Here is a 17,026-nt window from a genome sequence, read left to right as displayed (position 1 = left end):
TGGTGCAGATCGCGCAGGACGACGCAGGCGAGATGCGCAGGCGGGCCACCGCGGGCGCCGCCCAGGTGCTGAGCATGGCCCAGGCCGAGGCCGACGAGCTGCAGGAGCGGTCCCGCGAAGGAGGTCGCCGACCTCGGCACGGTGCTCGTCGACCAGGACGGCCGCACCCTCTACCGGTTCGACAAGGACTCCGCGGAGCCGCCGACCACCACGTGCGTGGGCGACTGCGCCGAGAAGTGGCCGCCGTTCGTCGTCGACCGCAACGCCAAGCTCCTCGTCGACGGCGTGGAGGACTCCGCCATCGGGCTGCTCGAACGCCCGGACGGCAGCACCCAGCTGACGGTCGGCGGGTGGGCGGTCTACCGCTTCAGCGGCGACGAGGCCGCCGGCGCCACCGAGGGCCAGGGCGTGGGCGGCGCCTGGTACGCGATCACCCCCGAGGGGAAGAAGGCCGCTCCGGTCTAGCCCCCCACAGGCAACCCGGTCCCCGAGCCGGGAGCGAGAGGCCCGTCCTGCCCCGGTCGTGGGAGCCGGGGCAGGATGGGCCCCATGGCACAGGTGACGGCCCGCACGGCACGCACGATCGACGCCCCGGCGGACAAGGTCCGCGCGGCGCTCGCCGACTACGAGACGGTGCGCCCGAGCATCCTCACCGAGCAGTACCGCGACTACCGCGTCGAGTCCGGTGGGCAGGGCGCGGGCAGCCGGGTGCACTGGGTGCTGCAGGCCACCAAGTCGCGCCAGCGCGACCAGCTGGTCGAGGTGAGCGTGCCGACCGAGGACCGGATCGTGGAGTCCGACGCGAACTCCAGCATGGTCACCACGTGGACGGTCACCCCGAAGGGCGCCGACCGCAGCGAGGTCGCCGTGGAGACCACCTGGAACGGCGCGGGCGGGATCGGCGGGTTCTTCGAGCGCACGTTCGCCCCGCGGGGCCTGGCCCGCATCCACGACGGCGTGCTGGCCAAGCTCGACGGCGTCGTCACCGGCTGATCTCCCCCGGCCGGGCCCGCCCGGGAGGTGGCGCGGGCCGGGGCCGGGTTGCCAGCATGTCCCGACGGGCGGCACCGCAGCCGCACCGGTGAGGGGAGGCGTCATCGCAGCGAACGAGCGCGGCATCGTGGTGGTCGCGGGCGAGGCACTGGTCGACGTGGTGCCGGCGCCCGTCGGCGGCTACTTCGAGATGGCCCCGGGCGGCAGCCCGGCGAACGTGGCCGTCGGGCTGTCCCGGCTCGGCGTGCGGGCCCGGCTGCTCGCCCGGATCGCGCAGGACATGCTGGGTGTGCGCATCCGCGAGCACCTGTCGACCAACGGCGTCGAGCTCGACCACGCGGTCGCGGCCGCCGAGCAGACCTCCCTCGCGATCGTCGCGGTCGGGCCCGACGGCGGGGCCACCTACGACTTCCGGGTCGAGGGCACGGCCGACTGGCAGTGGACGCCGGCCGAGCTGGAGGGCGCGCTGGACGGCCCGGTCGTCGCGCTGCACTCCGGCTCGCTGGCCCTGACCACGCCGCCCGGCGCCGCCGCGCTGCGGGAGCTGCTGTCGCGCGCGGCCGCCACCGCCACCGTCAGCTACGACCCCAACTGCCGCCCGCTGCTCATGGGCGAGCCGGCCGACGTGCTCGCCGGGGTGCACGATGTGCTCGCCGTGGCCGACGTGGTCAAGGTCAGCGCGGAGGACCTGGAGTGGCTGCACCCGGGCAGCACGCCGGAGGCGGTGCTGGAGGACTGGCTCGGGCGCGGCCCGGCGGTCGTCGCGGTCACCCTGGGCGGCGACGGCGTCATCGGCGGCACCGCCGCGGGCCTGCGGTCGCGCCGGCCGGGCGTCCCGGTGCAGGTCGTGGACACCGTGGGCGCGGGCGACACGTTCTCCGCGGCGCTGCTGGCCGGGCTGCACCGCCGCGGCCTGCTCGGTGCCGACGCCCGCCCTGCGCTGCGCGCGCTCGACGAGCCCACCCTCGACGCCCTGCTCGACGAGGCCGCCGCGGCCGCCGCGATCACCTGCTCGCGCCGGGGCGCCGACCCGCCCACCGCCGAGGAGCTCCTGGCCGCCCACCCCTGACCGGCCCCGTCGAGAACGATGTTGTCGTGATCAACAGGGCCCGATGATCACGACAAGTTCGTTCTCGACGGGTCAGCGGGGGCGGGTGAGGAGCTGGTCGACCGGCCAGGTGTTGAGGATGCGGTCGGTCGGGACGCCGCACGCGGCCGCGCGCCCGCAGCCGTTGTCGAGCCAGTCGAGCTGGCCGGGGGCGTGCGCGTCGGTGTCGATGGTGAACAGGCAACCGGCCTCGACGGCAAGGCGCAGCAGCCGCTTGGGCGGGTCGAGCCGCTCGGGGCGGGAGTTCACCTCGACGGCCACGCCGTTCGCGGCGCACGCGGCGAACACCGCGTCCGCGTCGAACTGCGACTCGGGGCGCTTGCGGTTGCCGGTGACCATCCGCCCGGTGCAGTGGCCGAGCACGTCGACGTGCGGGTTCTCGACCGCGGTGAGCATGCGCTCGGTCATCTCGTCGCGCGGGCTGCGCAGCTTGGAGTGCACCGAGGCGACCACCAGGTCGAGCTCGGAGAGCAGGTCGGGGTCCTGGTCGAGGGAACCGTCCTCGTTGATGTCGACCTCGATCCCGGTGAGCACCCGGAAGCCCTCCCCCAGCTCCGCGTTGAGCTCGGCGATCTGCTCCAGCTGCGCGCGCAGCCGCTCGGCGGACAGCCCGTTGGCCACGGTCAGCCGGGGCGAGTGGTCGGTGATCACCAGGTACTCGTGGCCCAGCGCCTGCGCGGTCTCGACCATCTCGCGCAGCGGCGAGCCGCCGTCGGAGGCGTCGGTGTGGCTGTGGCAGTCGCCCTTGAGCGCGGCCCGCAGCGCCACGGTGGCGTCGTCGAGCGGGGTGCCCTCGGTGGCCTCCAGCCGGCGCAGGTAGACCGGCTCCTCGCCGGCCACCGACTCGGCGACGCAGCGCGCGGTGACCTCGCCGACGCCCTTGAGCCGCTTCAGCTCCCCGCTGCGGACCAGCGCGGCGATCTCGTCGGGGGTGCGCCGGACGAGCACCGCGGCCGCGGTGCGGAACGCCCGGACCCGGTAGGTGGACTCGTGCGCGCGTTCCAGCAGGAAGGCGATGCGCCGCAGGTCGGCGACCGCGTCCCGGGGCCCCACATCCGGTGTGGTCACATCCGCGATCGTCGCACGGGCCCCCGACGACGGCTCAGGAGTGCCCGCCCGGTCGGACGATCATGAGCACGACGACGGCGGCCCACAGCAGGTTGTAGATCCCGGCCAGCATGCCCAGCCTGCGCAGCTGGCGGCCGTCGTCGGGGGCGGCCAGGGCGTCGCGCTGCATCGGGGCGACACCCAGCGCGAGCAGGGCGCCGGCCAGCACCGTCAGCACCATCGAGATGTTGATCCAGATCTCGCCCATCCGGCCCTGGGCCATCGCCAGCACGATCCCGACGACCGGGACGACGAGGCCCAGCACGCCGTAGACGCGGGTGACGCGGTGCAGCGCGACGGCCACCGCGCGGTTGCGCTCCTCCTCCGGCCGCGCCGCTGCTCCCTCCCCCACCGGCACGCTAACGGCGACCGGCGCGTAGCGCGGGAACAGGCTCGCCGCCACGGCCGAGCCGCCGACGAACACGATGGCCGCCAGGACGTGCACGGACAGCAGGACACCTTCCACGACTCCCCCTCACCTTCAGTTGCCCTGAAGCTAGCAGAGCCTTCAACACCACTGAAGGTGGGTCAGCCGCGCACCTCCTCCTGGAACGCCGCCGCGGCCGCGCCCCCGACCCGGCGCAGGACCGGGTCGGCGTCCGGTCCGAACAGCCGGGCGTCGACCTCGCCCACCGCGGCCATCGCCGACCGCAGCAGCCGCGCGCCCTGCTCGGTCAGCTCGATCCGCGACGCCGCCCCCGCCCGCGCCGACCCGTCCCGCACCAGCGAGGCCGCCACCAGCGCCTTCACCGCGGTGTGCACGCTCTGCACGCTCACCCCGGACATCCGGGCCAGCTCGCTGAACGAGGCTCCCGGCACCCCGGAGATGTGCCCGAGCAGCCCCAGCCGGGCGACGGTCAGCCCCAGCGGGGCCAGCGCGGCCGCCAGCTCGGCCTCGATCCGCCGGCTCAGCGTCAGCAGCAGCACCGACGGGCTGGTCGTCGGCGGCCCGGGGCGCTCGTCGTCGCTCACGCCCCCAGTCTCCCGCCCGGCCCGCGCGCCCGGACCGGGGTGGGGACGGGGAGTCAGCGGAGGAAGGCGGTGGCCTTGCGGGTCCAGGTGCGCTTCCACAGCTCGGGCAGCTCGCGCTCGATGCGCTCCTTGCGGGCCTCCCCGCGCCCGTGCAGCACCCCGAGGCTGAAGCCGTTCTCGCCCTCGGTGTGGGCGAGCCCGCCCAGCTTGCGCAGCGCGTCGGCGGCGACGACGGCGTCCTGGTGGTGGCCCAGCGCCTTCTGCAGCGGCTTGAGCGACTTGCTGAACCGCTTGGCCGGCTTGCCCAGCGCGGGGGCGGCGACCTCGGTGGCGTAGCGCAGGCGCTTCCCGGCCTTGCGGGCGGCGTGCGTGGCCTCGTCGCGCTGCCCCACCTCGGCGCCGGGGTCGGTGGCGCGGTGCACGGCCTTCTCCAGGCGTCGTGCGGTACGGCCGAGCACGGCGGGCAGTTCCTTGCCGGCCTTGCGCCTCGCGCGCTTGCGCAGCGGCGGTCGGTCGAGCAGGTCGTCGAGGGCGGCGCGCAGCCGGGCGTACGGCTCGGCGTCCAGCGCCGCCAGCGCGGCGGCGGTGGCCTCGGACTCCTCGCGGGCGAAGTGCCGGGTGACCATGGCCTGCACCCCGCCCAGGCGCAGCTCGGGGTCCAGGTCGGCCAGCTCGGCGGAGATCCCCTCGCGCAGCACCTCGGCGTCGCGGGCGGGAGCCAGGGCCCGCCCGAGCTCGCGAAGCGCGTCGACCACCGGCTCGGTGCGCGCGCGGTCGAGGAGGGGGCGGTAGGCCTGCAGCGCGCTGCGCAGCCGGCGGGACGCGACCCGCATCCGGTGCACGGAGTCCGGCTCGGCCGCGCGCACCCGCAGCTCCTCGGCGGCGAGCCGGTCGGTCTGCGCGGCCAGGTAGCGCATGAGCGGCTCGCCGGCCGAGCCCTTGCGCCCGGTGGGCCGCTCGCGCCGCACCGGGCCCAGCAGCCGGTCGAGCTCGGCCTCGCCGGCGTGCGGGGCCGGGCGCAGGCCGATCTCGCGCAGCCGCTGCTCGATCCCGTCGAGGACGTCCGCGGCGGCGCCGCGGGAGCGCACCTCGACCTCGCTCCAGCCGCGCACGTCGGCCACGGACCCCAGCAGGGCGAGGGTGACGTCGTCGTGGACGACCTCGGCCACGTCGGCGTCATCGACCGTGAGGACTGTGCGCGTGCGGACGGTACGCACCCGACCGACCGGCCCGACGGGGCGAGCGCGGGCGGCCCCGCGGACGAGCTCGGCCAGCTCGTCGGGCACGTCCGGCGACGGCGGCGCGTCGGCGGGCAGCGGCACGAGCCGCGGCTCGCCCGGCCCGTCCAGCCGCCAGTGCCCCTGGTCCCCGTCGCGGTGGATCGCCAGCGCGAGGCCGGCCGCGGCGAGGCAGCGGTCGGCGGTGTCGTAGCGCTCGACCTCCAGCACCCGGGCGTCGCCATCGTCGTGGCGGTGCACCCCGGGCAACCCGGCCAGGTTCGGGCGGCCGGCGCCGCCGGGTCCGCGGTAGGTCCTGGTCTCCTCACGTGCGCCCGTCGTCATGCCTATCGAGTGCCTGTGCACGGGGAGACCGAAACACCCGGTTCGCTCAGTTCACCGGAAGACGCCCCTTGACGACCTTGCCCATGTCGTTGCGGGGCAGCGCGTCGGTGAACCGCACCTCGCGGGGCCGCTTGTGCGGGGCCAGCAGCCCGGCGACGTGGTCGACGAGCTCGCGCTCGGCCGGCGGCTCACCCGCGGCGACCACGAAGGCCACCACCCGCTCCCCCAGGTCGTCGTCGGGCACGCCGACCACGGCCGCCTCGGCCACGCCCGGGTGCTCGAGCAGCGCGTTCTCGATCTCCCCCGCGCCGATCTTGTAGCCGCCGGACTTGATCAGGTCGGTGGCGCTGCGCCCGACCAGCGCGAGCGAGCCGTTCTCGGTCCAGCGGCCGATGTCGCCGGTGTCGAACCAGCCGTCGTCGGTGTGCGCGGCGGCGGTGGCGTCGGGGCGGTTGAGGTAGCCGTCGAACAGCGACGGGCCGCGCACCTGCACCGCACCCAGGCCGTCGGAGGTGTCGCCGGGCAGCGGGGCCAGCCGCACCTCGGTGCCGGTGAGCGGGCGGCCCACGGCGCCCGGCTCCGGCTCGTCGGCCGCGGTGGCGGCGGTCAGGATCAGGGTCTCGGTGAGCCCGTAGCGCTCGCGCACCGCCAGCCCGGTCGCCTTGCGCAGCCGGGCGTGGTCGACGGCGGTCAGCGCGGCCGAGCCGGACACCAGCAGCCGGGCCCGTCCCAGCGCGGCGGCCGACCCGGCGTCGGACTCCAGCTGTCCGGCGAGGCGGTGGTACTGGGTGGGGACGCCGAAGACCATCGTCGGCGCGGCCGCGGCCAGCGCGGCGGCGTCGAGGGCGCCGAGGTGGTGCAGGGTGCCGCCGCGGCGCAGCGGGCCGAGCACCCCCAGCACCAGCCCGTGCACGTGGAACAGCGGCAGGGCGTGCGCCAGCAGGTCGGCGGCGGTCCAGTCCCAGGCCTCGGCCAGGGCGTCCAGGTTGGACGCCACCGCCCGTCGCGACAGCTGCGCGCCCTTCGGCGGCCCGGTCGTGCCCGAGGTGTAGACGACCAGCGCCGGAGCCCCCAGCGGCGGTTCGCCGTCCGGCACGGGCGCCTCGGCCGCCAGGTCGACGTCGACGCGGGGCAGCGCGGCCAGCGCCGCCGGCAGCTCGACGCCGGGCCCGGCCAGCACCAGCTCCGGCGCCGAGTCGGCCACGACGTGCCCCAGCTCGCGGGTGCCCAGCTTGGGGTTCACCGGCACCGCCGGCACCCCGGCCAGCAGGGCCCCCGCGACCGCGACCGCCGTGTGGATGGTCGACGTGGCGTGCACCGCGACCCGGCTGCGCCCGGCCACCGCGACGGCGACCGCCCCCGCTGCGCCGGCCAGCGCGCGGTAGTCGAGCTCGGCGGGGTCGGTGGCGCCGAAGCGCAGCGCCACCCGCGCGGGCGGGTCGAGCAGGGCGGGCAGCAGCGGGATCACCCGAGCACCTTGCCAGGGTTGAGGATGTCGCGCGGGTCTAGTGCGGCCTTGATCGCGCGCTGCATCGCCAGCACACCCGGGCCCAGCTCGCGGCGCATCCCGTCGCGCTTGAGCAGCCCGACGCCGTGCTCCCCGGTCACCGTGCCGCCCAGTTCGAGGGCCGAGTCGATGATCGCGTCGAACGCGGCGCGGGTGCGCGCCTTGGCCGCCTCGTCGCCGTGCGGGGTGAGCATCAGGGGGTGCAGGTTGCCGTCGCCTGCGTGCGCGACCGTGGCGATGACCACGTCGTGCTCGACGGCGATCCGCTCGATCCGGCCGAGCATCTCGGCCAGCAGCCCACGGGGCAGGCAGACGTCCTCGGTGAGCATCGCCTCGCCGCGCTGCTCCAGGGCGGGGTAGGCCAGCCGGCGGGCGTCGAACAGCGCCTCGGCCTCCACCGGGTCGGTGGACAGCACCGCCTCGCGGGCCCCGGCCGCGGTGAACTCCTCCAGGATCGCCTCGGCCTCCTGCAGCGCGGCCGGCTCGGGCAGGTCGGTCTGGGCCAGCAACAGCGCCGCGGCGTCCTCGGGCAGACCGGCGTGCTTCCAGGCGTTCACCGCGTGCAGGCAGACCCGGTCGATCAGCTCGAACGCGGCGGGCTGCAGGCCGCGCGCGGTGACCCTTGAGACGGCGTCGCCCGCGGCGGCGAGCGTGTCGAAGAACCCGACGACGGTGCGCGGTGCCGTGGTGCGCAGCGGCCGCAGCCGCACCGTGACCTCGGTGACCACGCCCAGCGTGCCCTCCGAGCCGACCAGCAGCCCCACCATGTCGTAGCCGGCCACACCCTTGGCGGTGCGCCGACCGATCCGCACGACCTCGCCGTCGGCCGTGACGACCTCCAGCGCGAGGACGTAGTCGCGGGTCACCCCGTACTTGACGCAGCACAGCCCGCCGGCGTTGGTGGCCACGTTGCCGCCGATCGTCGACCAGGGGGCGCTGGCCGGGTCGGGCGGGTACCACAGGCCGTGCTCGGCGACGGCCGCGCGCAGGTGGTCGTTGACCACCCCCGGCTGCACGACGGCCAGCCGCTCCGCGGAGTTGATCTCCACGATCTCCCGCATGCGCTCGGTGGACAGCACCACGCAGCCCTCGACGGCGTTGGCCCCACCGGACAGCCCCGTGCCGGCGCCGCGGGTGACGACGGGCACGCCGAGGCGGGCGCAGACCCTCACCACCGCGGCGACCTCGGCCGTGCTCTGCGGCCGCACCACGACCGCCGGCGTGCCGTGCTCCGCCCACTCGGCCTCGTCGTGCACGTAGGAGGCCATCACCGAGGCGTCGGTGAGGAGGCGGTCGGGCGGGAGGTCGACGGCGAGGGCGGCCAGGAGCTCGGCCGTGGGGCTGCCGTGAGCGGCGGCGGTCATGGGCCAGACGCTAACCGGCGCGCAGCCGCGCGACCACCGCCCGACCCAGCGCCGTCCCCGAGCGCCAGGCCGTCTCGATGCGCGCGCTGCCCCAGCCGTCGCCGGCCAACCCGACGCCGTCGGCGCCGAGGTGGAACAGCGTGTCGCGGTCGGCGTCCGGGGAGGCCAGGCGCCAGCGGTGGGCGTGGGTCCAGGCCGGCGGCCCGGCGATGTCGAGCACCTCCCGGACGGCCGCGACGGCCGGCCCGACGGCCCGGTCGGGCTGCGCGTCGTAGGCCCGCGCGACCCGGGCCGTGGTGTGCGCCACGAGCACCGGGGCGCCGTCGCCGCGGCGGTCGCCGTCGTCGGCGATCAGGCTGAGCACCGGGTGGTCGTTGACGAACCCGGCCGGCAGCGGCGCCCACTGCCGGCGCTCCCACCCGGCGGCCACCGCGACCACCGGCCGCCACCGCCTCCCGACCAGCTCCCGCCCGGCCGCCGAGTCGGCCGCGACCAGGCGCAGGGCCTGCGGGTCGGGCATCGCCAGCACGACGGCGTCGGCGGGCTCGCCGTCGACGGTGGGTCCGGGCCCGACCGCGGCGACCGGGTGGTCCAGCTCGACGTCCAGCCCTTCGGCGAGGTCGGCGACCAGGCTGCGCAGCCCGGCGGGGGCGGCCCAGCGCATCGGCCCGGGAGCCGGCCGCCGGCCGGGACCGCCCAGCACGGCGAGCTCGTCGGTCCACGGCCGGGCCCGGCCCGCGGTCCGCCACCCGCCCACGACCTCGGCGAACTCCGGGTCGCGAACGGTGAAGTACGCCGCCCCCAGGTCGACCGGCCGCCCGTGCAGGTACTTGCTGGCCATCCGGCCACCCACCGCCCGGGCCCGGTCGAGCACCCGCACTGCCACGCCGGCCCCGTGCAGGACGCGCGCGCAGGCGATGCCCGCGATCCCCGCCCCGACCACCACCACTGCCACGCCCGCAACGTATCGACGCACGCCGATCAGCGCTCCCCGGCCGGCCCCACCCGTCGTCCGGGCGGGTCAGAGGCGGGTGCGGACCCGGTCGAGGCGCTCCAGCCACCACTTCGTGCGCTCCGGGTCGGCCGCCACCTCGCCGCGCAGGACCGGCTCGGGCGCCCGCCGCGGCACCGGCAGCCACCCCGCCGTGGGCACCAGCGGCAGCTCGACGACGTCGGTCGACAGCAGCGCCCCGGTGCCGAGCCCGCAAGCGTAGGGCAGCTCGGGCAGCGCCCCGGCCAGCGCCAGCTCCCCGGCCAGCCCGACGCTGGTCTGCAGGGCGGAGGACACCACGCACGGCAGCCCGCAGGCCTCGGCGACGGCCAGCGCCCGGCGCACCCCGCCGAGCGGGGCGCACTTGAGCACGGCGATGTCGGCGGCCTGGGCCACGGCGACCCGCATCGGGTCCTCGGCCCGGCGGATCGACTCGTCCGCGGCGATGAGCACGTCCACGCGCCTGCGCACGGCCGCCAGCTCGTCGAGCGTGGCGCAGGGCTGCTCGACGTACTGCAGGCCGCCGGCGGCCTCGTCGAGCGCGCGGATCGCGGTCACGGCCTGCTCGACGTCCCAGGCGCCGTTGGCGTCGACCCGCACGGCCCCGCGCGGCCCCAGCGCGTCGCGGACCGCGGCGACCCGCTCGATGTCGTCGCCCAGCGAGCCGGGGTCGTCGGCCACCTTGACCTTGGCGGTGGCGCAGCCGGACTCCGCGGTCAGCCGCTTGGCCCGCTCGGGGTCGACGGCCGGGACGATGCAGTTCACCGGGACCCGGTTGCGCACGGGCTCGGGCCAGCCCTGCTCGGCGGCTTCGAGCGCCGCGGCCAGCCACGGCGCGCAGACGTCGTCGTCGTACTCGGTGAACGGGCAGAACTCGCCCCAACCCGCCGGGCCGCGCAGCAGCAGGCCCTCTCGGACGTCGATCCCCCGGAACCGGGCGGTCAGCCCGATCGAGTACACATCCGGCATCGGCACACCCTAGTGCGCGGGTGCTCGCGGCGGCGGGGTCCGGTTGGTGATCAGGTACGGTCCGGGTGTGCAGGCCGGGGGCCGGCGCCGCGCCGGTCGAGGGGCGCGGGAGCGGCTGATCCTCGACGCCGCGGTCGCGGTGTTCACGGAGCGCGGCTTCTCCGCATCGACGCTGGGGGCGGTGGCCGAGCGCGCGGGTCTGGCCGAGCGGCTGCTCGGCGACCACTTCGGCTCGACGAACGGGTTGTTCCGGGCCTGCGTGGAGCGCGCGAAGACCGAGCTGCTGGAGGCGACGTCCTCGGCGGCCGGGCTGGCCGACTCCCCGGAGGGCATGCTCCGGCTCAGCGCGCTGGCCTTCTTCAACCACGTCGAGCGCAACGAGTCCACCTGGCGGCTGCTGTGCTCCGACCCGGCCGCGCTGGACAGCATCCGCGCCCAGCAGACCGACTTCGTGGCGGCGCTGCTCGCCGAGCGCGCCCCGCGCGCCGACCCGTACCGGCTGGCCGGGTGGGCGCAGGTCATCGCCGGGGCCTGCGAGAGGTTGGCGGCGTGGCGGGCGAGCGTGCGCACGGTGAGCGCCGCCCAGGCCACCGACTGCCTGATGGACATGGTGTGGACCGGGCTGGCCGCCTGCGGCGACGGCCGCGTCCAGGGCGGATCGCCGACCCCGCACAATGGCCGGCGATGAGTACCACCGCACCACGGCTGCTGCAGGTGCAGCGCAGCGAGCGCGTCACGCCCCGGATGATCCGGGTGACGCTCGGCGGCGAGGAGCTGGCCGGCTTCGGCGGCGAGGGCCCGGACCGCCGCATCAAGATGTTCTTCCCCGCGCCCGGCCAGGACCGCCCGGCCGTGCCGCGGGCCGCGTCCGGCGGACCGGTCTGGCCGGCCGGCGAGGCCCGGCCGGCCATCCGCACCTACACGGTGCGGCGCTTCGACCCGGCCGCCGGTGAGCTGGACGTCGACTTCGTGCTGCACGAGGGCCACGGACCGGCGGCGGCGTGGGCCCGCGAGGCCCGGCCGGGCCAGTGGGTGGCGGTGTCCGAGCCGGGCGGGCGCTACGAGCCCGACCCGGCCGCCGAGTTCCACGTGGTGATCGGCGACGAGACGGCGCTGCCGGCGGTGGCGACCGTGCTCGAGGCGCTGCCCGCGGGGGTGCCGGCGGTGGTGTTCCTGGAGGTGGCCGACGCCGACGAGGAGCAGGAGCTGCCGGGCTCGGCGACGGCGACTGTCGTGTGGGTCCACCGCGGCGACCGCCCGGCGGGCGTGCCCCTCGCCGAGGCGGTGCGCACCGCCGACTTCCCCGCCGGTGCCGGCCAGGCGTGGCTGTCCGGCGAGGCCGCGTGCGTGAAGGACCTGCGCAAGCACCTGCTCGACGAGCGCGGCATCGACCGCCGCCGGGTCTACGCGACGGGGTACTGGCGGGCGCGCTGAGGCGCACAGCCGACGCACAGGTTCGGCCCATCGAAGGCACAGCCGCCGGTCCGATGATCTCCTACCATGGCCACGATGAGGGAGCAGCCGGCGCCGCTGCGTCGCACCGACGGCAGCCCGGTGCGCGTGCTGGTCGTCGACGACGAGGCCCCGCTCTCCGACCTGCTGTCGATGGCGCTGCGCTACGAGGGCTGGGACGTGCGCACCGCGGCGGACGGGTCGTCGGCGGTGCGGGAGTTCCGCGCGTTCCGGCCCGACGCGGTCGTGCTCGACGTCATGCTTCCCGACTTCGACGGCCTGGAGGTGCTGCGCCGGATGCGCGCGCAGACCCCCGACGTGCCCGTGCTGTTCCTGACCGCGCGCGACTCGGTGGAGGACCGCGTCGCCGGGCTGACCGTCGGCGGCGACGACTACGTGACCAAGCCGTTCAGCCTGGAGGAGCTGGTCGCCCGGCTGCGCGGGCTGCTGCGCCGCTCCGGGATGACCGCCGCCCGGCAGGGCTCCGAGCTGGCCGTCGGCGACCTCGTGCTCGACGAGGACAGCCACGAGGTGCGCCGCGGCGGCCGGCTCGTCGAGCTCACCGCCACGGAGTTCGAGCTGCTGCGCTACCTGATGCGCAACCCGCGGATCGTGCTGTCCAAGGCCAGGATCCTCGACCAGGTGTGGGACTACGACTTCGGCGGCCAGTCCAACGTGGTCGAGCTCTACATCTCCTACCTGCGCAAGAAGGTCGATGCCGGGCGCTCCCCGATGATCCACACCGTGCGCGGCGCGGGGTACGTGCTCAAGCCGGCCGCGGACTGATGCGCGCGCGGTCGCTGCGCGCGCGGCTGGTGGCGACGACGCTGCTGCTGCTCGCCGTGGCCTCCGCAGTCATGGCCGTGGCCACGACGCTGGCCCTGCGCCAGTTCCTGATCGACCGCCTCGACGACGACCTGCGCGCCACCAGGGGCTTCTTCGCCCGGGTCGACCCGCCGCCGGGCGGGACCCCGCCCCCCGCGCTGCCCGACCTCGACGGACCCGGGCGCGGGCCGCGCCTGCAGGACACCCTCGACGCGCGCGTCGAGGACGGGCGCGTCGTCTCCGCGAGCGTCTACGAGAAGGGCGGCGAGGAGCGCGCCGTCCCCGCCGAGGAACTGCCCGACCTGATCGCCGTGCGGCCCGGCGCCCCGCCGGTCAGCGCCGACCTCGGGGTGCTGGGCACCTACCGGCTCGTCGCCGCCCCCGAGCCCGGCGCAGGGGTGCAGGTCAGCGGGCTGTCCGAGGAGCGGCTGCGGGAGACGGTCAACCAGGTCGTGGTCATCGAGCTGATCGCCGCCGGCGCGGCCCTGCTCGGGGCGGGCGTCGCCGGGTTCCTCGTGGTGCGCCGGGAGCTGCGCCCGCTGGAGCGGGTGGCCACCACGGCGACGCGGGTGAGCGCGCTGCGCCTGGACCGCGGCGAGGTCGAGCTGGCCGAACGCGTGCCCGACGCCGATCCACGCACCGAGGTCGGGCAGGTCGGCGCCGCGCTGAACCGGATGCTCGACCACGTCGGCTCCGCGCTGGCGGCCCGCCAGGACAGCGAGACCCGGCTACGGCGCTTCCTCGCCGACGCCAGCCACGAGCTGCGCACCCCGCTGGCCGCGATCCGCGGCTACGCCGAGCTGACCCGCCGCGACGAGCCGGCCCCGGCGACCGCGCACTCGCTGGTGCGGATCTCCTCGCAGGCCGAGCGGATGACCGCGCTGGTGGAGGACATGCTGCTGCTGGCCCGGCTGGACGCGGGCCGCCCGCTGGAGCGCGCCGAGGTCGACCTGACGCGGCTGGTCGTCGACGCGGTCAGCGACGCGCACGCCGCCGGCCGCGACCACCGCTGGCAGCTGCGCCTGCCCGAGGAGCCGGTGCCGGTCACCGGCGACGCCTCGCGGCTCACCCAGGTGCTCACCAACCTGCTGGCCAACGCCCGCACCCACACCCCGGCGGGCACCACCGTCACCACCTCGCTCGACCCGGACGCCGACGGTGTCGTCCTGGTGGTCGAGGACGACGGCCCCGGCATCGAGCCCGACCTGCTGCCGCACGTCTTCGAGCGGTTCGCCCGCGGGTCCGGCTCGCGCTCGCGCGAGCACGGCAGCACGGGGCTGGGCCTGGCGATCGTGCGGGCTGTGGTGAGCGCGCACGGCGGCGCGGTCGAGGTGGCCAGCCACCCCGGCCGCACCGCCTTCACCGTCCGCCTCCCCCACGCGGAGCCGATCCCCTGACGTCGTCCCCGACGACTCACAGGCGGGGCACAGGTCGGGCACAAGGCCCCGACAGCGCGTCCCGCGACCGTGGTCGCCATGACCGTCGACAGCCTCCCGGGCGCGGCACCCGGGGCTCCCGAGCGACCGGGACCGGTGCTCGACATCGTCGTCCCCGTCCTCGACGAGGAGACCGACCTGGAGCCGTCGGTGCGCCGGCTGCACGCCCACCTGGTCGAGCGCTTCCCGTACCCGTTCCGCATCACCGTCGCCGACAACGCCAGCACCGACGCCACCCCGCTCATCGCCGCCCGGCTCGCCGCCGAGCTCCCCCACGTGGCGGTGCTGCGGCTGGAGGAGAAGGGCCGCGGGCGGGCGCTGCGCGCGGCGTGGTCGGCCTCGGACGCCGAGGTGCTGGCCTACTGCGACGTGGACCTGTCCACCGACCTGGCCGCCCTGCTGCCGCTCGTGGCACCGCTCGTGTCCGGGCACTCGGACCTGGCCATCGGCACCCGGCTCGGGCGCGGGTCGCGGGTCGTGCGGGGGGCCAAGCGGGAGCTGATCTCCCGGACCTACAACCTGCTGCTGCGCGGGGCGCTGGCCGCGCGCTTCAGCGACGCGCAGTGCGGCTTCAAGGCGATCCGCGCCGACGTCGCGCGCCGGCTGCTGCCGCTGGTGCGGGACACCGGCTGGTTCTTCGACACCGAGCTGCTGGTGGTGGCCGAGCGCGGCGGGCTGCGCATCCACGAGGTGCCGGTGGACTGGGTGGACGACCCGGACAGCCGCGTCGACGTCGTCGCCACCGCGGTCGCCGACCTCAAGGGCATCGCCCGGCTCGCTCGCACGCTCGTCCGCGGCGACCTGCCCCTGCAGGAGCTGCGCGGCCAGATCGGGCGCGGCGCGCTCGCCCGCCCGGACGCCGAGGTCGCCGGGGTGCCCCGCGGGCTGCCCGGCCAGCTGCTGCGCTTCGCCGCCGTCGGCGTGCTGAGCACGCTGGCCTACCTGGTGCTGTACGTCCTGCTGCGGGCCGGCCTCGGCGCGTTCGCGGCGAACCTGGTGGCGCTGGTGGCGACCGCGGTCGCCAACACCGCGGCCAACCGGCGGCTCACCTTCGGCGTGCGCGGGCGCGACCGCGCCGCCACCCACCAGTTCCAGGGGCTGGTCGTGGTCGCCCTCGGGCTGGCCCTGACCAGCGGGGCGCTCGCCCTGCTGGGCGCGTGGCTGCCCGCGGCGAGCCGGGGCGTCGAGCTGCTGGTGCTGGTCGCGGCGAACGCGCTGGCCACCGTGCTGCGGTTCGTCGCCCTGCGGTCCTGGATCTTCCGCGGCCGCCGCCCGACCACCAGCCACCAGGAGACCTCGGCATGACCGCCACCCTCGCCCCGCCGGCCGGCGCGCCCACGCCGGGCCCGTCACCACGACCCCGTTCGCGCCGCGAGCTGGTCGCGCTGGCCGTGCTGCTCGTCGCAACGGCAACGCTCCACCTCTGGGACCTCGGCGCCTCCGGCTTCGCCAACAGCTACTACGCCGCGGCGGTGCAGTCGATGACGCGGAGCTGGGCGGCGTTCTTCTTCGGCTCCCTAGACGCCGGCGGCGCCGTCACCGTCGACAAGCCGCCTGCCGCGCTGTGGGTCATGGCGCTCTCGGGGCGGGTCTTCGGCTTCTCCCCGTGGAGCATGCTGGTGCCGCAGGCGCTGATGGGCGTCGGCGCCGTCGCGCTGCTGTACGCGGCGGTGCGCCGCGCCGCAGGCCCGGCCGCCGGGCTGGTGGCGGGCGCGCTGCTCGCGCTGACCCCGGTCGCGGTGCTGATGTTCCGCTTCAACAACCCCGACGCGCTGCTCGTGCTGCTGATGGTCGCCGCCGCGTACGCGACGGTCCGCGCGACCGAGCGCGCGGGCACCCGCTGGCTGCTGCTGGCCGGCGTGCTGATCGGGTTCGCGTTCCTGACCAAGATGGCCCAGGCGTTCCTGGTGCTGCCGGCGTTCGTGCTGGCCTACCTGGTGTGCGCGCCGACGGGGCTGTGGCGGCGGGTCCGCCGGCTGGGCGGCGCGGCCGTCGCGGTGGTGGTGTCGGCCGGCTGGTACATCGCGGTAGTCGACCTGTGGCCCGCGCGGGACCGGCCCTACATCGGCGGCTCGGAGACCGACAGCCTGCTGGAGCTGGCGCTGGGCTACAACGGCCTGGGCCGCATCCTCGGCGGCGCCGGGAACGGCGGGAGCGGGCCGATGCCCCCCGAGCTCCCGCCGCTCCCCGACGGCACCGGCGGCGAACTGGTCCGGATCGGCGGCCCCGGTGGCGGCGGCTTCGGCGGCACGCCGTCGATCACCCGGATGTTCAACGAGTCGGCCGGCACCCAGGTCTCCTGGCTGCTCCCGGCCGCGCTGGTGCTGCTGGCGGCCGGGCTGTGGCTCACCCGCCGCGCTCCCCGCACCGACCCCATCCGGGCGTCGCTGCTGCTGTGGGGCGGCTGGACGGTGGTGACCGCGCTGGTCTTCAGCTTCGCGCAGGGCGTCTTCCACGAGTACTACACCGTGGCGCTCGCGCCGGGCATCGCGGCGCTGGTCGCGATCGGCGGACGCGAGCTGTGGCGACACCGCGCCGTGCGGTGGGCGCGGGCGGTCGCGGCGCTGGTCGCGGCGGGCACGGCGGCGTGGGCGTGGGTGCTGCTCGGGCGCTCCCCCGATTTCCTGCCCTGGCTGCGCTGGGCCGTGGTGGGGGTCGCGGCGCTCGCCGTCGTGGCGGTGCTCGTGCCGCGCGCGACCGGCCGGCTGGCCGTGGTCGCGGCGGTCGCCGTGGCGCTGAG

The 17,026-nt window shown here is 76.4% G+C and carries 17 protein-coding genes and 1 pseudogene; 10 read left to right on the top strand and 8 right to left on the bottom strand.

Features of this window, described 5'->3' with window-relative positions:
• Positions 1 to 138: 138 nt before the first annotated feature.
• The 4 genes and pseudogenes from KIK08_RS42310 to KIK08_RS30120 all read left to right on the top strand — a co-directional run.
• Positions 139 to 237: pseudogene (locus KIK08_RS42310) on the top strand (hypothetical protein); the annotation flags it as partial.
• On the top strand, positions 217 to 465 hold the full coding sequence (locus KIK08_RS41990; protein ID WP_408004758.1) for a COG4315 family predicted lipoprotein: 249 nt from the start codon (positions 217 to 219) through the stop codon (positions 463 to 465). The pseudogene KIK08_RS42310 and the gene KIK08_RS41990, both read left to right, overlap by 21 nt.
• An 84-nt stretch (positions 466 to 549) precedes the next feature.
• Entirely contained in the window at positions 550 to 993 is a 444-nt protein-coding gene (locus tag KIK08_RS30125; RefSeq protein ID WP_214406687.1) for an SRPBCC family protein, read from the top strand.
• 127 nt (positions 994 to 1,120) lie between these two features.
• The gene (locus tag KIK08_RS30120; protein WP_308257986.1) at positions 1,121 to 2,062 is read left to right on the top strand and encodes a carbohydrate kinase family protein; all 942 of its coding nucleotides are present in this window, start codon (positions 1,121 to 1,123) and stop codon (positions 2,060 to 2,062) included.
• A gap of 72 nt (positions 2,063 to 2,134) precedes the next feature.
• Here the strand turns inward: KIK08_RS30120 and KIK08_RS30115 are convergent, their stop codons facing one another.
• The 8 genes from KIK08_RS30115 to KIK08_RS30080 form a co-directional block, all read right to left on the bottom strand.
• Entirely contained in the window at positions 2,135 to 3,169 is a 1,035-nt protein-coding gene (locus KIK08_RS30115; RefSeq protein WP_308257985.1) for a PHP domain-containing protein, read from the bottom strand.
• Positions 3,170 to 3,203: 34 nt separating this feature from the next.
• Complete coding sequence (locus KIK08_RS30110; RefSeq protein WP_214406686.1) at positions 3,204 to 3,674, bottom strand: hypothetical protein; 471 nt, start codon at positions 3,672 to 3,674, stop codon at positions 3,204 to 3,206.
• 62 nt (positions 3,675 to 3,736) lie between these two features.
• Positions 3,737 to 4,180 (bottom strand): MarR family winged helix-turn-helix transcriptional regulator, encoded by a 444-nt coding sequence (locus KIK08_RS30105; RefSeq protein WP_308257984.1) that lies wholly within the window; start codon positions 4,178 to 4,180, stop codon positions 3,737 to 3,739.
• Positions 4,181 to 4,233: 53 nt separating this feature from the next.
• Complete coding sequence (locus KIK08_RS30100) at positions 4,234 to 5,742, bottom strand: CYTH and CHAD domain-containing protein (RefSeq protein ID WP_214406685.1); 1,509 nt, start codon at positions 5,740 to 5,742, stop codon at positions 4,234 to 4,236.
• A 46-nt stretch (positions 5,743 to 5,788) separates the two neighbouring features.
• Positions 5,789 to 7,207, bottom strand: coding sequence for an AMP-binding protein (locus tag KIK08_RS30095; protein ID WP_214406689.1), 1,419 nt, complete (start codon positions 7,205 to 7,207; stop codon positions 5,789 to 5,791).
• Positions 7,207 to 8,613 carry an FAD-binding oxidoreductase gene (locus KIK08_RS30090; RefSeq protein ID WP_214406684.1) on the bottom strand — a complete coding sequence of 469 codons (1,407 nt, stop codon included), beginning with the start codon at positions 8,611 to 8,613 and terminating at the stop codon, positions 7,207 to 7,209. The genes KIK08_RS30095 and KIK08_RS30090 overlap by 1 nt, the downstream gene beginning before the upstream one ends.
• A 10-nt stretch (positions 8,614 to 8,623) precedes the next feature.
• Positions 8,624 to 9,568 (bottom strand): NAD(P)/FAD-dependent oxidoreductase, encoded by a 945-nt coding sequence (locus KIK08_RS30085; protein WP_214406683.1) that lies wholly within the window; start codon positions 9,566 to 9,568, stop codon positions 8,624 to 8,626.
• A gap of 66 nt (positions 9,569 to 9,634) precedes the next feature.
• Complete coding sequence (locus KIK08_RS30080; RefSeq protein ID WP_214406682.1) at positions 9,635 to 10,573, bottom strand: o-succinylbenzoate synthase; 939 nt, start codon at positions 10,571 to 10,573, stop codon at positions 9,635 to 9,637.
• A 67-nt stretch (positions 10,574 to 10,640) separates the two neighbouring features.
• Between KIK08_RS30080 and KIK08_RS30075 the strand changes: the two genes are divergently transcribed.
• From KIK08_RS30075 to KIK08_RS30050, 6 genes are all read left to right on the top strand, one after another.
• Positions 10,641 to 11,261: a TetR/AcrR family transcriptional regulator gene (locus tag KIK08_RS30075; protein ID WP_214406681.1), complete on the top strand. Its 621-nt coding sequence runs from the start codon at positions 10,641 to 10,643 to the stop codon at positions 11,259 to 11,261.
• A complete protein-coding gene (locus KIK08_RS30070) occupies positions 11,258 to 12,007 on the top strand; it encodes a siderophore-interacting protein (protein ID WP_214406680.1) in 750 nt (249 codons plus the stop codon). The genes KIK08_RS30075 and KIK08_RS30070 overlap by 4 nt, the downstream gene beginning before the upstream one ends.
• Before the next feature lie 75 nt (positions 12,008 to 12,082).
• Positions 12,083 to 12,811, top strand: a complete 729-nt coding sequence (locus KIK08_RS30065; RefSeq protein WP_408004757.1) for a response regulator transcription factor — start codon at positions 12,083 to 12,085, stop codon at positions 12,809 to 12,811.
• Complete coding sequence (locus KIK08_RS30060) at positions 12,811 to 14,247, top strand: sensor histidine kinase (RefSeq protein ID WP_214406678.1); 1,437 nt, start codon at positions 12,811 to 12,813, stop codon at positions 14,245 to 14,247. The genes KIK08_RS30065 and KIK08_RS30060 overlap by 1 nt, the downstream gene beginning before the upstream one ends.
• A 78-nt stretch (positions 14,248 to 14,325) precedes the next feature.
• Complete coding sequence (locus KIK08_RS30055) at positions 14,326 to 15,591, top strand: bifunctional glycosyltransferase family 2/GtrA family protein (protein ID WP_214406677.1); 1,266 nt, start codon at positions 14,326 to 14,328, stop codon at positions 15,589 to 15,591.
• On the top strand, positions 15,588 to 17,026 hold a 1,439-nt coding region (locus KIK08_RS30050), incomplete at its 3' end, for an ArnT family glycosyltransferase (protein WP_214406676.1). The genes KIK08_RS30055 and KIK08_RS30050, both read left to right, overlap by 4 nt.

It is taken from the genome of Pseudonocardia lacus, from assembly GCF_018531445.1.
Taxonomy (GTDB): Bacteria; Actinomycetota; Actinomycetes; order Mycobacteriales; family Pseudonocardiaceae; genus Pseudonocardia; species Pseudonocardia lacus.
Note: the sequence above shows the minus strand (reverse complement) of the source record. Positions and strands in the feature narration are given on the sequence as shown.